This is a genomic window from Streptomyces platensis (genome assembly GCF_008704855.1).
Lineage (GTDB): Bacteria > Actinomycetota > Actinomycetes > Streptomycetales > Streptomycetaceae > Streptomyces > Streptomyces platensis.
The window spans coordinates 2,052,013-2,068,538 of the sequence record NZ_CP023691.1; the positions used below are offsets into that span (position 1 = coordinate 2,052,013).

The 16,526-nt window shown below is 71.8% G+C and carries 15 protein-coding genes; 8 read left to right on the forward strand and 7 right to left on the reverse strand.

Annotated features, from left to right (window positions below; genetic code table 11):
* Positions 1-56: 56 nt before the first annotated feature.
* Genes CP981_RS08860 through CP981_RS39505 form a run of 3 tightly spaced genes read right to left on the reverse strand, consistent with a single transcriptional unit; the run spans position 57 to position 2,414 of the window.
* Positions 57-998 carry an NAD kinase gene (locus CP981_RS08860; protein ID WP_244329598.1) on the reverse strand — a complete coding sequence of 314 codons (942 nt, stop codon included), beginning with the start codon at positions 996-998 and terminating at the stop codon, positions 57-59.
* On the reverse strand, positions 995-1,810 hold the full coding sequence (locus tag CP981_RS08865) for a TlyA family RNA methyltransferase (protein WP_085924223.1): 816 nt from the start codon (positions 1,808-1,810) through the stop codon (positions 995-997). Before CP981_RS08865 ends, CP981_RS08860 begins: the two co-directional genes overlap by 4 nt.
* 7 nt (positions 1,811-1,817) lie before the next feature.
* Complete coding sequence (locus CP981_RS39505; protein ID WP_425282115.1) at positions 1,818-2,414, reverse strand: hypothetical protein; 597 nt, start codon at positions 2,412-2,414, stop codon at positions 1,818-1,820.
* A gap of 74 nt (positions 2,415-2,488) precedes the next feature.
* On the opposite strand from CP981_RS39505, the gene CP981_RS08875 reads away from it, so the two are divergent.
* Positions 2,489-2,836 carry an SCP2 sterol-binding domain-containing protein gene (locus CP981_RS08875; protein ID WP_085924222.1) on the forward strand — a complete coding sequence of 116 codons (348 nt, stop codon included), beginning with the start codon at positions 2,489-2,491 and terminating at the stop codon, positions 2,834-2,836.
* A 262-nt stretch (positions 2,837-3,098) separates the two neighbouring features.
* On the opposite strand, the gene CP981_RS08880 is transcribed toward CP981_RS08875, so the two are convergent.
* The 3 genes from CP981_RS08880 to CP981_RS08890 form a co-directional block, all read right to left on the reverse strand.
* On the reverse strand, positions 3,099-4,034 hold the full coding sequence (locus tag CP981_RS08880; protein WP_085924221.1) for an ABC transporter ATP-binding protein: 936 nt from the start codon (positions 4,032-4,034) through the stop codon (positions 3,099-3,101).
* A gap of 233 nt (positions 4,035-4,267) precedes the next feature.
* Positions 4,268-5,404 carry a FecCD family ABC transporter permease gene (locus tag CP981_RS08885; protein ID WP_208852915.1) on the reverse strand — a complete coding sequence of 379 codons (1,137 nt, stop codon included), beginning with the start codon at positions 5,402-5,404 and terminating at the stop codon, positions 4,268-4,270.
* Positions 5,401-6,450 carry a FecCD family ABC transporter permease gene (locus CP981_RS08890; protein WP_425282116.1) on the reverse strand — a complete coding sequence of 350 codons (1,050 nt, stop codon included), beginning with the start codon at positions 6,448-6,450 and terminating at the stop codon, positions 5,401-5,403. The genes CP981_RS08885 and CP981_RS08890 overlap by 4 nt, the downstream gene beginning before the upstream one ends.
* A 61-nt stretch (positions 6,451-6,511) precedes the next feature.
* Here CP981_RS08890 and CP981_RS08895 point away from each other — a divergent pair, with 61 nt between their 5' ends.
* Positions 6,512-7,540: an ABC transporter substrate-binding protein gene (locus CP981_RS08895; RefSeq protein WP_085924219.1), complete on the forward strand. Its 1,029-nt coding sequence runs from the start codon at positions 6,512-6,514 to the stop codon at positions 7,538-7,540.
* 179 nt (positions 7,541-7,719) lie between these two features.
* A complete protein-coding gene (locus CP981_RS08900; protein ID WP_085924218.1) occupies positions 7,720-8,610 on the forward strand; it encodes a siderophore-interacting protein in 891 nt (296 codons plus the stop codon).
* A 22-nt stretch (positions 8,611-8,632) separates the two neighbouring features.
* On the opposite strand, the gene CP981_RS08905 is transcribed toward CP981_RS08900, so the two are convergent.
* A complete protein-coding gene (locus CP981_RS08905) occupies positions 8,633-9,658 on the reverse strand; it encodes an HAD-IIA family hydrolase (protein WP_085924217.1) in 1,026 nt (341 codons plus the stop codon).
* Between the two features lie 170 nt (positions 9,659-9,828).
* Between CP981_RS08905 and CP981_RS08910 the strand changes: the two genes are divergently transcribed.
* The 5 genes from CP981_RS08910 (at position 9,829) to CP981_RS08930 (ending at position 16,516) form a co-directional block, all read left to right on the forward strand.
* Positions 9,829-11,094, forward strand: a complete 1,266-nt coding sequence (locus tag CP981_RS08910) for a DUF1015 family protein (RefSeq protein ID WP_085924216.1) — start codon at positions 9,829-9,831, stop codon at positions 11,092-11,094.
* A gap of 155 nt (positions 11,095-11,249) precedes the next feature.
* Positions 11,250-12,782: a pyridoxal phosphate-dependent decarboxylase family protein gene (locus CP981_RS08915; protein ID WP_085924215.1), complete on the forward strand. Its 1,533-nt coding sequence runs from the start codon at positions 11,250-11,252 to the stop codon at positions 12,780-12,782.
* 34 nt (positions 12,783-12,816) lie between these two features.
* A complete protein-coding gene (locus CP981_RS08920; protein WP_085924214.1) occupies positions 12,817-14,136 on the forward strand; it encodes a lysine N(6)-hydroxylase/L-ornithine N(5)-oxygenase family protein in 1,320 nt (439 codons plus the stop codon).
* Positions 14,133-14,702: a GNAT family N-acetyltransferase gene (locus CP981_RS08925; protein WP_085924213.1), complete on the forward strand. Its 570-nt coding sequence runs from the start codon at positions 14,133-14,135 to the stop codon at positions 14,700-14,702. The genes CP981_RS08920 and CP981_RS08925 overlap by 4 nt, the downstream gene beginning before the upstream one ends.
* Positions 14,699-16,516, forward strand: a complete 1,818-nt coding sequence (locus CP981_RS08930) for an IucA/IucC family protein (protein WP_085924212.1) — start codon at positions 14,699-14,701, stop codon at positions 16,514-16,516. Before CP981_RS08925 ends, CP981_RS08930 begins: the two co-directional genes overlap by 4 nt.
* Positions 16,517-16,526 lie beyond the last annotated feature (10 nt).

Here is a 16,526-nt window from a genome sequence, read left to right on the forward strand (position 1 = left end):
CGACCCGCGCCCGCTGCCGCCGGACCCGACGGCAGCGGGGACGCACCGGACAGGCCTTAGTGCGGCGCCCCCCGCCACCCCGCCACGGGGAGGGCGAACTTGGCGACCAGGCGGTCCGTGAAGGAGGCATGGTGCAGACGTGCCAGGCGTACGGGAACGGCGCCGCGGCGGACCTCGACGCGGGCCCCGGCGGGGAGTTCGACACTGCGGCGGCCGTCGCACCAGAGGATGCCGTGCGGCGTCTTGGGCTGGACCTCCACCGCCAGCACGGAACGCGGTGAGGTGACCAGCGGCTTGGCGAACAGGGCGTGGGCGCTGATCGGGACCATCAGCAGGGCCTCGACCTCGGGCCAGACCACCGGCCCGCCGGCCGAGAAGGCGTATGCGGTCGAACCGGTCGGAGTCGCACAGACCACACCGTCGCCACCGAAGCGCGAGACGGGCCGGCCGTCGACCTCGGTCACCACCTCCAGCATCCGCTCCCGTGCGGCCTTCTCCACCGATGCCTCGTTCAGGGCCCAATCGGTGTGTACGACATTGCCGTTGTTGCGGACGAGGACATCGAGCGTCATCCGCTCCTCGACCTCGTACGCCCGGGTGACGACCCGGTCGACGACCTTGTCGAGGTCGTCGCGCTCGGCCTCCGCGAGGAAGCCGACCCGGCCGAGGTTGACGCCGAGCATCGGGACCCCGGACGTCCGGGCGAAGTCCGCGCCGCGCAGCAGCGTGCCGTCCCCGCCCAGCACCACCAGGAGTTCGCAGCCCTCGGCGGCGCACTGCTCGGAGTCGACGCGCTGGACCGGCGACGGCAGCGGCAGATCCGCCGCCTCCTCCGCCAGCACCCGCACCCCGATGCCGCTGCGCAGCAGCCCCTGGACAACGAGTTCGGCACTGCGGATGGCCGCGGGACGGCCCGTGTGAGCGAGCAGGAACACCGTCCGCCCGGCTCCGGTGTTCTCGTGTGCTGCGCTGCCTTCAACTGCATGGGTAGTGGTCAACGAGGCCCCTCCGCCACTGCACGGTCGACGTCCGCCGGGTCGAGTGCAGGCGCCCCGGCGCGCAGCCACAGAAAGTACTCGACATTCCCGGAAGGTCCAGGCAGTGGGCTCGCAGTTACGCCAAGTACGCCAAATTCCAGTTCGGCGGCCCGGCTCGCGACCGCGCGGACGGCCTCGGCCCGCAGCTCCGCGCTGCGCACCACCCCGCCGCTGCCCAGCCGCTCCTTGCCGACCTCGAACTGCGGCTTGACCATCAGCACCAGATCCGCGTCGGGCGCCGCACAGCGGGCCAGTGCGGGCAGTACGAGCCCCAGCGGGATGAACGAGAGATCGCCGACGACGAGGTCGACGGGCTCCGAGTCGATCTGCTCCAGGGTCAATTCGCGGACGTTGGTGCGGTCCTTCACGGTGACCCGCTCGTCGCTCTGGAGCGACCAGGCGAGCTGTCCGTATCCGACGTCGACGGCGACGACATGACGCGCGCCGGCCCGCAGCAGGACGTCGGTGAAGCCACCGGTCGAGGCGCCCGCGTCCAGTGCCCGGCGGCCCTCGATCTTCAGGCCGAGCGGGACGAAGGCGGCGAAGGCCCCGGCCAGCTTGTGCCCGCCGCGCGAGACATAGTCGGGGTCGCTCTCGTCGTCGCGGACGACCACGGCCGCGCTGGTCTCCACCTGGGTGGCCGGTTTGGTCGCGGTCGCCCCGCCGACGGTCACCCGGCCCGCGGCGATCAGCTGGCTCGCGTGCTCGCGGGAACGGGCCAGCTTGCGGCGCACCAGCTCCGCATCGAGTCGGCGTCGTGCCACTCCTGCCACCTGTGGTTCAGCTCCTGTTGTCGTGCGTCGTCGAGGAAGAGGCGGGCAGCCCGGGGTGCTGGTCAAGACCGGCCAGCACATCGCGCAGCCCACGGTGCACATCCTCGTACACCCGGAGGTGTTCGCTCGCGGGGAGGTGGTCGGCATCGGCGAGGCGCCGCAGCCCGGTATCGACCGCGGCCTCACCGGTCGCTGTCACGCCCACTCCGATCGGCTGCGGCCCGCCGGGCGCCTCCCGCTCGCCCGTGGGGTCGGGCCGGCCCCGGCCGCCTGGCTCGGCGGCACGCCCCTGCTCAGCGGCATCGACGTACTCGGCGCCACCGTCCGACGCAGCGCCACCGCCCGACGCAGCGGCACCCGGCTCGGCGTCACCGCCCCACTCGGCCGCAACGTCCCGCTCGGCGACACCACCCCGCTCGGCCGCTACCCCCGGCTCGGCGGCACCGTCCGGCCCGACGAGACCGGCCCGCGCTCCGCCCGCGGTGCTCACGGCTCCGCTGCCCTCGCGCTGACCGGGCTCCCTCGGTGCCGCAGGCTCTGTGGGGTCCCCTGGCGCGGCTTGTGCGGGCGCCTCCGGCTCCGGGCCGGACGTCGGCTCTTCCATGCCCCCGACGCTACCTCGGCGAAGCCGGTCGAGGAGGAACGAGCCGTCCCCGACCTGGCGTATCGTCGATCACGATGGCAACCCTCGACCAGTGCCGCGCCGCTCTCGACCGGCTGGCCCAGAACCTGTCCTCGGCCGACGGAAGCGTCCGCCAGGCCGCCACGTTCGACCGCTCGCTCAGCTGCCGCATCACGGACCTCGACGTGACCTTTCTCGGGCGGCTGTCCGACGGCACCATCCAGGAGGTGACCAGCGTCCCCGGTCCGCCCCCGCACAAGGCCGACATCCGACTGTCCATGGCCGGTGATGATCTGCTGGCCCTGGTGGACGGAGAGCTGAACTTCGCCAAGGCCTGGGGCAGCGGCCGCGTCAAGCTGGAGGCCGGCCTAAGGGATCTGCTCCGCCTCAGGACACTGCTGTAACAGCAGCCCCATCCCTCGCGCCTCACTAGCCGCAGCCCCGCTCGTCACACCCCGCCGTGCCCCGCCGTGCCCCGCCGACCGCGGCCCCGCTCGGCGCGGCCGACCGGCAGCAGCTCCGCTCGTACCGCCTCGGCAACCACAGACCCGCTCGTGCTCGGCACACTCCGGCCAGGCCCCACCAGCCGCCCCCAGGCGCCCCACCGGCCAGACCCTGACGGCCTCACGCCTCACCAACCACAGCCCGCGACGCGCGCCCGCCCCCCTACCGACCGCTCCCCCGCCCAACCCCCGCCGAAGCCTCCTCGGCCCCCACAGGCCCCTCAGCCCCCGAAGCCTCCCCCGCTGCCGAAGGCGCCTTCTCCCCCGCGGACGCCTCAAGCTCCGCCGCCCGGCTCCCGCGCGCACCCCCCTTACGCGGCTTACGCGCCGCAGGCACGACCAACGGGGTGCCGCTCTCCGGGTCCTCGATGATCTGGCAGCCGAGGCCGAAGACCTGCTCCACGAGTTCCGCCGTGACGATGTCGGCGGGGGCGCCCTCGGCGATGACCGCGCCGTCCTTCATGGCGATGAGGTGCGTCGCGTAACGGGCCGCGTGATTGAGGTCGTGGAGCACCGCGACCAGCGTGCGTCCCTGCTCCTCGTGGAGCTCGGCGCACAGGTCCAGCACCTCGATCTGGTGCTGGATGTCCAGATACGTCGTCGGCTCGTCCAGCAGGAACAGCGGGGTCTGCTGGGCGAGCGCCATCGCGATCCAGACCCGCTGCCGCTGGCCGCCGGACAGCTCGTCGACACAGCGGTCGGCCAGCTCGCCGACGCCGGTGGCCGCCATCGACTCCTCGACGATCCGCTCGTCCTCGGGCGACCACTGCCGCAGCAGCCCCTGGTGCGGATAGCGGCCGCGGGCCACCAGATCCGACACGGTGATCCCGTCCGGGGCGATGGAGGACTGCGGCAGCAGCCCGAGCGTCCTGGCGACCTTCTTGGCCGGCAGCGAGGAGATCGCCGCACCGTCCAGCAGGACCGATCCACTGGCCGGTTTGAGCATCCGCGAGAGCGCGCGCAGCAGCGTGGACTTACCGCAGGCGTTGGGGCCGACGATGACCGTGAAGGAGTGGTCGGGGATGACGACCGAGAGGTTCTCGGCGATGACCCGCTGGTCGTAGGCGAGGGTGACGTTCTCGGCCGAGAGACGGCTCACTTCGGAACTCCTGGGGTTGTCGTGTCACTGCTGTTGGCCGGCCCGCTACCGGCCGCACCGTCGCCGGCCGGGGGCCGCACCGCCGCCCGGCCCGCGCGGAGTTGCCGCCCGGCGCGGGCCGCGCCGCCCTCCGGTGTGCGCCGCCCGGCCCGCGCGGAGTTGCCGCCCGGCGCGGGCCGCGCCGCCCTCCGGTGTGCGCCGCCCGGCCCGGCCTTCCGCCGTCGTACGGCCGCTCATACCCGTCCCGCCTTGCGCTCCGTGGCCAGCAGCCACAGCAGATAGCCGCCGCCGAGAACACCGGTGAGCACCCCCACCGGCAGCTGGTCGGCGCCGAAGAGCTGCTGTGACGCCCAGTCGGCGGCGACCAGCAGCACGGCTCCCATGAGGCCGGAGAGCACCAGGTTGGGACCGGGCATCGGCGCACCGCCCCCGCCCTTGAGCCGGCGCGGGAGATTCAGCCGGCGGGCCAACTGGGGGGCGGTGAGCGCGACGAAGGAGATCGGCCCGGCCGCCGCGGTGGCGGCGGCGACGAGCACCACCGCCGTCAGCAGCACGACGATACGGACCCGGTCGACCCGTACTCCGAGCGCGTACGCGGCGTCATCGCCCATCTCCAGCATGCGCAGCGGCCGCCCGAAGAACAGCAGCAGCGGGACGAGGACCGCGCAGACCGCGGCCAGCGGCTCGACCTGGTCCCAGCCCCGGCCGTTGAGGGAACCGGTCATCCAGGTGGTGGCCCGGGTCGCCTCGACGATGTTCGCCTTGGTCATGAGGAAGAGCACCATCGCGTAGAGCATGGCGCCGGCTCCGATGCCGACGAGCACGAAGCGGTAGCCGTGGATGCCGCGCTTCCAGGCGAGCAGGAAGATGGCGATCCCGGTGCCCACCCCGCCGGCCACCGCGCCGGCCGCGACCCCGATGGCATCGGCCTGGAAGTAGACGATGGCGGCCAGGGCGCCGACGGACGAGCCCTGCGAGAAGCCGAGGACGTCCGGACTGCCCAGCGGATTGCGGGAGACGGTCTGGAAGACGGCCCCGGAGACCCCGAACGCGACACCGACCAACAGCCCGACCAGCACCCGCGGCAGCCGCAGGTCGTGCACGATGTACTGCTGTCCGGCGTCCCCGCCGCCGGTCAGGGCGGCGAGCACCTCGGACGGGGTCATCGGGTAGTCGCCGGAGCCGATCAGGGCGACGGCGGCGGCCAGCGCGACGGCCAGCAGCAGCAGTCCGACGGCCGTGGCGCGCATGTCCAGGCGCACCGAGAGGCCGCCCTTGGTGCGTACCGCTCTCACCCGCCGGGCCCCCGCCGCCCGGCCCTTCCCGGCCTCGGTCCCCACAGCCTCCCCGGACTTCACGGTCGCGCTCACAGCTGGGCCATCCTCCGACGTCGTACGAGATAGATGAAGACCGGTCCGCCGAGGACGGCCGTGACGATGCCGACCTGGAGCTCACCGGGCCGGGCCACGACTCGGCCGAGGACATCCGCGCCGAGCAGCAGGACCGGTGAGAGCACCGCGGAGTACGGCAGGATCCAGCGCATATCGGGCCCGGTGACGGCCCGTACGGCGTGCGGAACCATCAGGCCCACATAGACGATCGGGCCGCAGGCGGCGGTCGCCCCGCCGCACAGCAGGGTGACGGCGAGCATCGCCAGCACCCGGGTGCGGGTCAGCCGGGCGCCCAGCGCCCGCGCCTGGTCGTCGCCGAGCGCGATGGCGTTCAGCGGCCGGGCGATCAGCAGCGCGAGGACGCCCCCCACCGCCAGGAACGGCGCGATCGAGGTGACCGTCGGCAGCGTGGCCGAGGCCAGCGAACCCACCGTCCAGAACCGCATCTTGTCCAGTGCCGCGGTGTCCATCAGGTTGACGGCGTTGATGTAGCCGATGAGGACGGCGGTCAGCGCGGTGCCGGCCAGGGCGAGCCGTACGGGCGTGGCGCCCCGGGTGCCGCCGAGGACGTACACCGCGACATTGACCACCGCGGCGCCGGCGAACGCGAACCACACATAGCCGGTCAGTGAGGTGATGCCGAAGAAGCTGATGGCGGTGACGACCGCGGCCGAGGCACCGGCGTTGATGCCGAGAACTCCGGGGTCCGCCAGGGGATTTCGGGTCAGCGCCTGCATGACCGTGCCGGCCAGGCCGAGCGCGGCGCCGACAAGCAGGCCGAGCAGGGTGCGCGGAAAGCGGACATCGCGGATGACGACGTCGGTGTCGGAGCCGGAGTAGTGGAACACCCCGTGCCACACCTGGTCGAGGGGGATCTGTTTGGCGCCGACGGCGATGCCGAGGACGACGATGACGGCCAATACGGCCACCGAGACCACCAGCCCAGCGGAGCGCAGGAGGGGGCGCCGCCGGGGTGTCACGAGGTCCGGAGCCGTTGCCGCTTCGGGGGGACTGTCAACCAACACGATGGTTAGGTTAGCCTACCCTCACATTCGACTCGCAGCCCTCCCAGAGAGAAGTGCACCCATGAGCACCTCCCCAAACGTCCCTCTGTCCCGTCGCGGCATCCTGGCCGCGGGCGGCGCCGTCGGTATCGGCGCCCTGCTGGCCGCATGCGGCGGAGACAAGGGCTCGGAGGGTGCCAACAAGGGCGCCGGCACCGGCCCGTGGTCCTTCACCGACGACCGCAAGCAGAAGGTCTCGCTGAAGAACACCCCGCAGCGCATCGTCGCCTTCACCGGCACCGCGGCCGCGCTCCACGACTTCGGGATCGACGACCAGATCGTCGGTGTCTTCGGCCCCACCAAGCTCAAGAACGGCAAGCCCGATCCGCAGGCCGGTGACCTGGACGTCGACAAGGTCACCATCATCGGCAACGCCTACAACCAGTTCAACATCGAGAAGTACGCGTCCCTGCGCCCCGATCTGCTGGTCACGAACATGTACGAGCCGGACGCGCTGTGGTTCGTACCGGACGAGAGCAAGGACAAGATCACCCCGCTGGCGAAGACCGTCGCCATCACCTCGGCCCGGGTCCCGCTCGTCAAGATCATCGAGCGCTACGCCGACCTGGCCAAGTCGCTGGGCGCCGACCTCCAGGCGAAGAAGGTCACCGACGCCAAGGCCCGCTTCGAGAAGGCCTCCGCGGCGCTGCGCAAGGCCGCCAAGTCCCACCCGGTCAAGGTGCTCGCCTGCTCCGGCAGCCCGAACCTCTTCTACGCGTCCAACCCCGGCATCAACGCCGACCTCATGTACTACAAGTCCCTCGGCGTCGACCTGATCGTCCCCGACCACCTGGACAAGGGCGGCTACTTCGAGAGCCTGAGCTGGGAGAACGCCGACAAGTACCAGGCGGATGTGCTCCTGCTGGACAACCGGACCGCCACCCTCCAGCCCAAGGACCTGGCAGCCAAGCCCTCCTGGGCCAAGCTGCCCGCCGTCAAGGCCGGCCAGATCACCCCGTGGTCGAGCGAACCGCGCTTCTCCTACGCGGGCGCAGCCCCGCTCATCGAGTCGCTCGCCAAGGCCATCGAGGGCGCCAAGAAGACCACGTGACGTACGGCCGCGGTGGATCGCCCGGCCCCGGCCGCAGCAGACCCCGGCCGCCACGGTCCACCGCGGCACCCACACACCTCAGCGCCTCGGCGTCGCCGTGCCCGAGGCCACCGCACCACCCGAGAGCCACCGCACCACCACACCGCACAGTCCCCGCCCCGTCCCGGGAGGTCCCCCACATGACCACGACCGCCGCCCCCGCCACCGCACCGTTCCGCTTCTTCGACGTGCAGGTCGTACGGACCCGACGGCTGAGCCCCTCGGTGGTGCGGGTCACCTTCGGCGGTGAACGGCTGGCCGAACTGGCCTCCGGCGGTCGTGACCAGCGCTTCAAGCTCTTCCTTCCGCAGCCCCACCAGGACCGGCCGGTCTTCCACGACACCGGCGACGGCTGGTACACCACCTGGCGGGCGCAGGATCCGGCCGAGCGGCCGCTGATGCGCTCGTACACCATCCGCGAACAGCGCCATGAACCACGGGAGTTCGATGTCGACTTCGCGCTGCACGGTGCCGGGCCGGAGGCCTCGCCGTCGGCCGGCGGCCCCGCCTCCCGCTGGGCCGCCCATGCCCGGCCCGGCGACCGGCTGACCGTCCTCGCCCCGGCCGTGGAGGACAACGGCGGTGTCGACTTCCGGCCGCCGGCCGGCACCGACTGGATCCTGATCACCGGCGACGAGACGGCGCTGCCCGCGATCGCCGGCATCCTGTCCTGGCTCTCCCCCGGCACCCACGCCAAGGTCTGGATCGAGATCGCGCACGAGGACGACCGGCAGCAGCTGCCGTCCTTCGCCGACACCGACATCACCTGGCTCGTCCGGGACGCGGCGACCGCCGCGCGGCGCGAGCCGGTGCTCGACGCCCTGCGCGCCGCCGAGCTGCCCGAGGGCACCCCGTACGCCTGGATCGCCGGCGAGTCCGGCACCGTCAAGGCGGTGCGCCGGCATCTCGTCCGCGAGCGCGGAATCGACCGCAGGGCCGTCAAGTTCACCGGCTACTGGCGCCGTGGCGCCTCCGAGGAAGAGCTGCTCGCGGAGCTGACGGCCGCTGCCCCGGCGCCCGAGGAGGACTGATCCCCGCGCGCCGGGCCACCGCTTAACTGCCGATCCGCGCCAGCGCCGGCCCCGTGTCCGCCGCGTAACTGCCGTCCCCCGCCGCCGTCCAGGCCGCCGCGCACAGCGCCCGCAGCCCGTCGACCGGCGTCCCCTCGCCTGCCACCCGCAGGGTGTCCCCGGCCGCCTCGGCCCGCCAGCCGCCGCACCGGAAGCCGCCGCCGTCCGCGGTCACCTCCGGCTGCGGGGTCAGCAGTCCGCGCAGATCCTCGTCCACGTAGGCGGGGCGGTGCTCCGGCGGGGCGGCCAGCAGCGCGGCCGGTGTGGTGACGCCGGTGAGCACCAGCAGCGAGTCGACCTCGCCGTTGCAGGCTCCCTCGATGTCGGTGTCGAGCCGGTCGCCGATCACCAGCGGCCGCTGCGCACCGGTGCGCAGCACCGTCTCCCGGTGCATCGGCGGCTGCGGTTTGCCCGCCACCTGCGGGGTGCCGCCCGCGGCGATCCGGACCACCTCCACCAACGCCCCGTTGCCGGGCGCGATCCCGCGCTCCTTGGGGATCGTCAGATCCGTGTTGGACGCGAACCAGGGCACCCCGCGCTGCACCGCGTACGCGGCCTCCGCCAGCCGCTCCCAGTCCAGCGAGGGGTCATAGCCCTGCACCACGGCCGCCGGGTCGTCGTCCGCGGAGCCGACCGGCACCAGACCGCGCTCGCGCAGCGCCACCCGCAGCCCCTCGCCGCCGATGGCCAGCACCCGCGCGCCCGGCGGCACCTGCTCGGAGATCAGCCGCGCCACCGCCTGCGCCGAGGTGATCACATCGTCCGAACCGGTCGGCAGACCAAAACCGGACAGCTGGTCGGCGACGGCCTGTGGGGTCCGGGCGGCATTGTTGGTCACATAGGCGAGGTGCATACCGCCCTCGCGCGCACGCGTCAGCGACGCCACCGCGTGCTCGATGGCCTGTCCGCCGGCGTAGACCACCCCGTCCAGATCCAGCAGCGCGGTGTCATATGCCTCGCTCAGCGCGTGCCGGCACCCGTCGGGCTGCCTGCGAACCTGCTCGTTCATGCCGTCTCGCTCCTCGCTCCACGCGTCGCGCCGGGCATCCGCCGCCCACGGGGCGCACTCACCGCACCGTGGGGACCCTCACCCTCCACTTCGCGCATACCAATATTTCCAGCCACGCACGGGCTGTCCCCCGATCTTCCCTCATCCGTCCGGCGGCATAGCATTCTTCAATGACCAGTACCGACGGCCTCCGCCTCCTCCCGTTCCGCGGGCTGCGCTACGCCCCGGAGCGGGTCAGCAGCCTGACCGCTGTGATGTCCCCGCCGTACGACGTGGTGGTCCGGCCGGACGGCGTGCGCCACTTGGAGACCGCCGATCCGTACAACATCGTCCGGCTGATCCTGCCGCACGCCGCGGACCCCACCACCCGCCACCGCCAGGCCGCCGACACCCTGCACCGCTGGCGCAGCGAGGGCGTGCTGACGCAGGACGCCGAGCCCGCGCTGTACGTCTACGAGCAGCGCGCCGGCGAGGTGCTCCAGCGCGGGCTGATCGGGGCGCTGCGCCTGGACGGTCCGGTGCTGCCGCACGAGGGGGTCATCCCCGAGGTGGTCGAGGACCGGGCGGCCCTGATGCGGGCGGCGGCCGCGAACTTCGAACCGCTGCTGCTCTCCTACCGCGGTGAGGGCACCGCGACCGGCGCCGCCGCGGTCATCGAGCGCGTGGTGGAGCGGGAGCCGCTGCTCGCCACCACTACGGAGGACGGCTTCGCGCACCGCCTGTGGGCGGTCACCGACCCGGCCGACCTCACCGCCATCGACGACGACCTCACCCGCCGGCAGGCCCTGATCGCCGACGGCCACCACCGCTGGGCGACCTACCAGCGGCTGTACGAGCAGCAGGCCGGCGCCACCGCCGGCTCGCCCTGGGCCTCCGGTCTGGTGCTGCTGGTGGACACCGCCCGCTATCCGCTCCAGGTCCGCGCGATCCACCGGGTACTGCCGCATCTGCCGCCCGCCAAGGCCCTGGCGGACCTGGCCGGTGCCTTCCGATCCCGTGCCCTCCCCGGCGAGCTGTCCGCCGCCATGGAGGCCCTGGAGGAGACGCCCGGCACCGCCTTCGTGCTCGCCGGCGGCCCGGACTCCTTCCACCTCCTGGACCGTCCCGATCCCGGTCTGCTGGACCGGACGATCCGCCGGGACCGGCCCGAGGCCTGGCGGCAGCTGGACGCCACCGTGCTGCACTCCGTCCTGCTGGACGAGGTCTGGCACATCCCTGACCACCCGTCGGACATCGGCTATCTGCATCACACCGAAGCCGCCGTCGAGCAGGCCGCCCGGCACGGCGGTACGGCCGTGCTGATGCGTGCCACCTCCGAGGAGACGGTCCGTCAGCTCGCCGAGCACGGCGTGACGATGCCGCGGAAGTCCACCTCCTTCGGCCCCAAGCCCGCCACGGGCCTGGTCCTGCGCACCCTGGACGGCGACGAGAACTGACCTTCAGGCCGCCCGTCACGGCCCCTCAGCCCCGCCCCCGCGACTTAGTTAGGTTAGGCTTACCTCACTACGTCGCCGGGCGGGGTCTCCCTGCCCCTGCGCACACCCCGCCCTGCGCAGGACGTGGTCAACTCCGCACCAGGGAGGACATCTTCATGAGTCTCCTCGCGCGTTCCGCCGAGGACCCGGCCGACAACCGGGCGTATCTGCTCAACAACGGCACCGCCCGGCGCTACCACAGCGCGGTCACCGAGAGCGTCACGCGGATCAGCGCCAAAATCGCCGCCACCGCCCAACCGTTCACCGGAATCACCGTCGACGGCCTCACCCCCACCGTCTCCGGCGTCGACCTCGACAGCCCGCTGCACGACGCGGCCGCCGCGCTCGACGAACTCGAAGAGGTCTACCTCCGCGACGCCGTCTACTTCCACCACCCGCGCTACCTCGCGCACCTCAACTGCCCCGTGGTGATCCCCGCCCTCGTCGGCGAGGCCGTGCTCTCCGCCGTCAACTCCTCCCTGGACACCTGGGACCAGAGCGCGGGCGGCACGCTCATCGAGCGCCGGCTGATCGACTGGACGGCCGAGCGGATCGGCCTGGGCGAGGCGGCCGACGGCATCTTCACCAGCGGCGGCAGCCAGTCCAACCTCCAGGCGATGCTGCTCGCCCGCGACGAGGCCTGCCGCCGCGAACTGAGCCGCGAGGGCTCCCCGGTCGGCGCCCGGCTCACCGACGTACTGCCCCGGCTGCGCATCCTCACCTCCGAATGCGGCCACTTCAGCATCCGTAAGTCGGCCACCCTGCTCGGCATGGGCGCGGAAGCCGTCATCACCGTCCCCAGCGACGACACCAAGCGCATGCGCACCGACGCGCTCGCCGCCGAACTGGCCCGCTGCCAGAGCGACGGCCTGATACCCATGGCCGTCGTCGCCACCGCCGGCACCACCGACTTCGGCTCCATCGACCCGCTCCCCGAGATCGCCGGGCTGTGCGCGGGGTACGGCGCCTGGATGCATGTCGACGCCGCCTACGGCTGCGGACTGCTGGTCTCCCGCCGCCGCGCCCTGCTGACCGGCATCGAACGCGCCGACTCGGTGACCGTCGACTACCACAAGTCCTTCTTCCAGCCGGTCAGTTCGAGCGCCATCCTGGTCCGCGACCGCGCCACCCTGCGGCATGTCACCTACCACGCGGACTATCTCAACCCCCGCCGCATGGTGGAGCAGCGCATCCCCAACCAGGTCGACAAGTCGATCCAGACCACCCGCCGCTTCGACGCCCTCAAGCTCTGGCTCACCCTGCGCATCATGGGCGCCCAGGCCGTCGGCGAACTCTTCGACGAGGTCATCGACCGGGCCGCGGACGCCTGGAAACTGCTGCACGACGACCCCCGCTTCGAGGTCGTCGTCGAGCCCCAGCTGAGCACCCTGGTCTTCCGCTACGTGCCCTCCACCGACCAGGACCCCGACCTCAGCGACCGGGTCAATCTGCACGCCAGGGAAGCGCTGTTCGCCTCCGGTGCGGCGATCGTCGCGGGCACCGTCGTCGACGGCCGCCACTACCTCAAGTTCACCCTGCTCAACCCGGAGACCACGCTCGAGGACATCGCCACCGTCCTCGACCTGATCGCCGAGCACGCCGGCGGCTTCCTCGCCGAGCAGCCCCGGCCGGCCCTCAGCGCGCGCTGACCTCCCCCGCCAACCGCCCCCATCGGAGACCCCTGTGTCCGCCCCGCACGACTTCATCGCCATCGGCCTCGGCCCGTTCAACCTGGGCCTGGCCTGCCTGACCGAGCCGATCGACGGACTCGACGGCCTGTTCCTGGACGACAAGACGTCCTTCGACTGGCACCCCGGCATGATGCTGGACAGCAGCCACCTCCAGGTGCCGTTCCTGGCCGACCTGGTCACCCTCGCCGACCCCAGCTCCCCCTTCTCGTTCCTGAACTACCTCAAGGAATCGGGGCGGCTGTACTCGTTCTACATCCGCGAGAACTTCTATCCGCTGCGCGCCGAGTTCAACGACTACTGCCGCTGGGCGGCCGGCAAACTCGACTCCATCCGCTTCGGCCACCGGGTCACCACCGTCGAGTACGACGAGCGCGAGGAGCTCTACGTCGTCCACGCCGAGCAGCGGCCCACCGGCGAACGCCACACCTTCCGCGCCCGCCGGCTCGTCCTGGGCACCGGCACCCCGCCGTACATCCCGGACGCCTGCCGTGACCTGGGCGGTGACCTGCTGCACAACGCCGGGTACCTGGACGCCAAGGCGGCCCTCCAGGCCAAGGACAGCATCACCCTCATCGGCAGCGGCCAGAGCGCGGCCGAGATCTACTTCGACCTCCTCCAGGACATCGACAGCCACGGCTACCACCTGACCTGGGCGACCCGCTCCCCGCGCTTCTTCCCCCTCGAATACACCAAGCTCACCCTGGAGATGACCTCCCCGGAGTACGTGGACTACTTCCACGCCCTCCCGCCGGCCACCCGCGAGCGCCTCAACGCCACCCAGAAGCACCTCTACAAGGGCATCGACTCCGAGCTGATCAACGACATCTTCGATCTGCTCTACCAGAAGAACCTGGCCGGCCCGGTCCCCACCCGGCTCCTGACCAACACCGCCCTGCGCCAGGCGAGTTACGACGAGACGTCCGGCACCTACACCCTGGGCCTGCGCCAGGAGGAACAGCGCACCGACTTCGCCCACGACACCCAGGGCCTGATCCTCGCCACCGGCTACCGCTACCGCGTACCGGACTTCCTCTCCCCCGTCCGCGACCGCATCGTCTGGGACGACGCCGGCCGCTACGACGTGGCGCGCAACTACAGCATCGACACCACCGGCCGGGGCATCTTCGTGCAGAACGCCGAGCTGCACACCCACGGCTTCGTCACCCCCGACCTCGGCATGGCCGCCTACCGCAACGCGTGCATCATCCGCGAACTGCTCGGCCGCGAGTACTACCCGGTCGAAAAGGCCATCGCCTTCCAGGAATTCGCCGCCCCGGCCGGCCCGCACCACCCCATGGAGCTCCCGGCATGACCGTCCCCCTCTTCACCCGCACCGACGCCGTGCTCGGGGAGTTCTCGCTCCGCCCGGTCGACCCGTACGGCGACACCGAACTGCTGCACCGCTGGGTCACCCACCCCAAGGCCGCCTTCTGGCTGATGCAGGACTGCGACCTCGCCGCCGTCGAGAAGGAATTCGCGCGGATATCCGCCGACCCCTTCCACGACGCCTTCCTCGGCCTGCACAACGGCACCCCGGCCTTCCTCATGGAGCGCTACGACCCCGCCCACCGCGAACTCGTCGGCATCCACGCCGCCGAACCCGGCGACGTCGGGATGCACTTCCTGTCGGCGCCCACCGACACCCCCGTGCACGGGTTCACCCGCGCCGTGATCACCACCGTCATGGAAATGCTCTTCGCCGACCCGGACACCCGCCGTGTCGTCGTCGAGCCCGACGCCCGCAACACCGCCGTTCACGCCCTCAACAAGGCCGTCGGCTTCGAGGTCCTGCGTACCGTCTCGCTCCCCTCCAAAGACGCCTACCTCAGCACCTGCACCCGCGAACAGTTCCTGGCCACCCGAGGAGACCACCGATGACCGCCCCCTCCGACGGCACCCCGCACCTGTCCGCCCGGGAGGCCGTCGCCCACCTCACCCCCGACCTGTGGGCCCGCGCCAACCGGCTGCTGATCCGCAAGGGCCTCGCCGAGTTCGCCCATGAACGGCTGCTCACCCCCCGGCCCCTCCCCCAGGACGGCCACTACGCCGTACGCAGCGACGACGGCGCCACCGAGTACCGCTTCGCCGCCCGCAGACGAGCCCTGGACCACTGGCAGATCGACGCCGACAGCATCACCCGGCACCGCGACCACGACGAACTCCCCCTGGACGCCCTGGCGTTCTTCCTCGAACTCCGCGACTCCCTGGGCCTCGGCGAGGCGATCCTCCCGGTCTACCTGGAGGAAATCAGCTCCACCCTCTCCGGCACCGCCTACAAACTCGCCGCCGACCGGCCCGCCGCCGCCGAGCTCGCCAAGAGCCACTTCCAAGCCATCGAGACCGGCATGACCGAGGGCCACCCCTGCTTCGTCGCCAACAACGGCCGGCTGGGCTTCGGCGTCCACGAGTACCACGCCTACGCCCCGGAGACCGCGGCCCCGCTCCGGCTGATCTGGCTCGCCGCCCACCGCGACCACGCCACCTTCACCGCCGGCGCCGGCCTCGACTACGACGCCCTGATCCGCGACGAACTCCCCGACGAGACCCGCGCCCGCTTCACCGCCACCCTCACCGCCCTCGGCCTCGACCCCGCCGGCTACTACTTCTTCCCCACCCACCCCTGGCAGTGGTGGAACAAGCTCTCCGTCACCTTCGCCGCCGAAGTCGCCCAGCAGCGCCTGGTGTGCCTGGGCCCCGGCGACGACGACTACCTGGCCCAGCAGTCGATCCGTACTTTCTTCAACACCACCAGCCCCACCAAGCACTACGTCAAAACGGCGCTCTCCGTCCTCAACATGGGCTTCATGCGCGGCCTGTCCGCGTCCTACATGGAGGCCACCCCGGCCATCAACGACTGGCTGGCCCGCCTCATCGACGCCGACGACACCTTCCGGGCCGCCCGCTTCTCGATCATCCGGGAGCGCGCCGCCATCGGCTACCACCACCGCCAGTACGAGGCCGCCACCGCCAAGGGCTCCCCGTACCGCAAAATGCTCGCCGCCCTGTGGCGCGAAAGCCCCGTCCCCACCCTCGAACCCGGCCGGCGCCTGGCCACCATGGCCTCCCTCCTCCACACCGACGACGACGGCGGCTCCCTCGCCGCCGCCCTCATCGAGGAGTCCGGCCTGGAACCCGCCGTCTGGCTCCGCCGCTACCTGGACGCCTACCTCACGCCCGTACTCCACGCCTTCTACGCCTACGACCTGGTCTTCATGCCGCACGGCGAGAACGCCATCCTGGTCATCGAGGACGGCGCCGTGGCCCGCGTGATCTTCAAGGACATCGCCGAGGAGATCGCCGTCATGGACCCCGATGCGGTCCTGCCCCCCGCCGTCGAACGCATCCGCGCCGACGTCCCCGAGGACAAGAAGCTGCTGTCCGTCTTCACCGACGTCTTCGACTGCTTCTTCCGCTTCCTCAGCAGCACCCTCGACGACCACGGCACCCTCGACGAGGACACCTTCTGGCGCACGGTCGCCGCCTGCGTCACCGACTACCAGACGGCCACCCCCCAGCTCGCCGACAAATTCGCGCGCTACGACCTCTTCACCGACGAATTCGCGCTCTCCTGCCTCAACCGCCTCCAGCTGCGCAACAACCAGGAGATGGTCGACCTCCAGGACCCGGCGGGCGCCCTCCAGCTCATCGGCACCCTCCGCAACCCCCTCGCCCCCTACGCTCCGGCCTCCTGACCCACCCCCA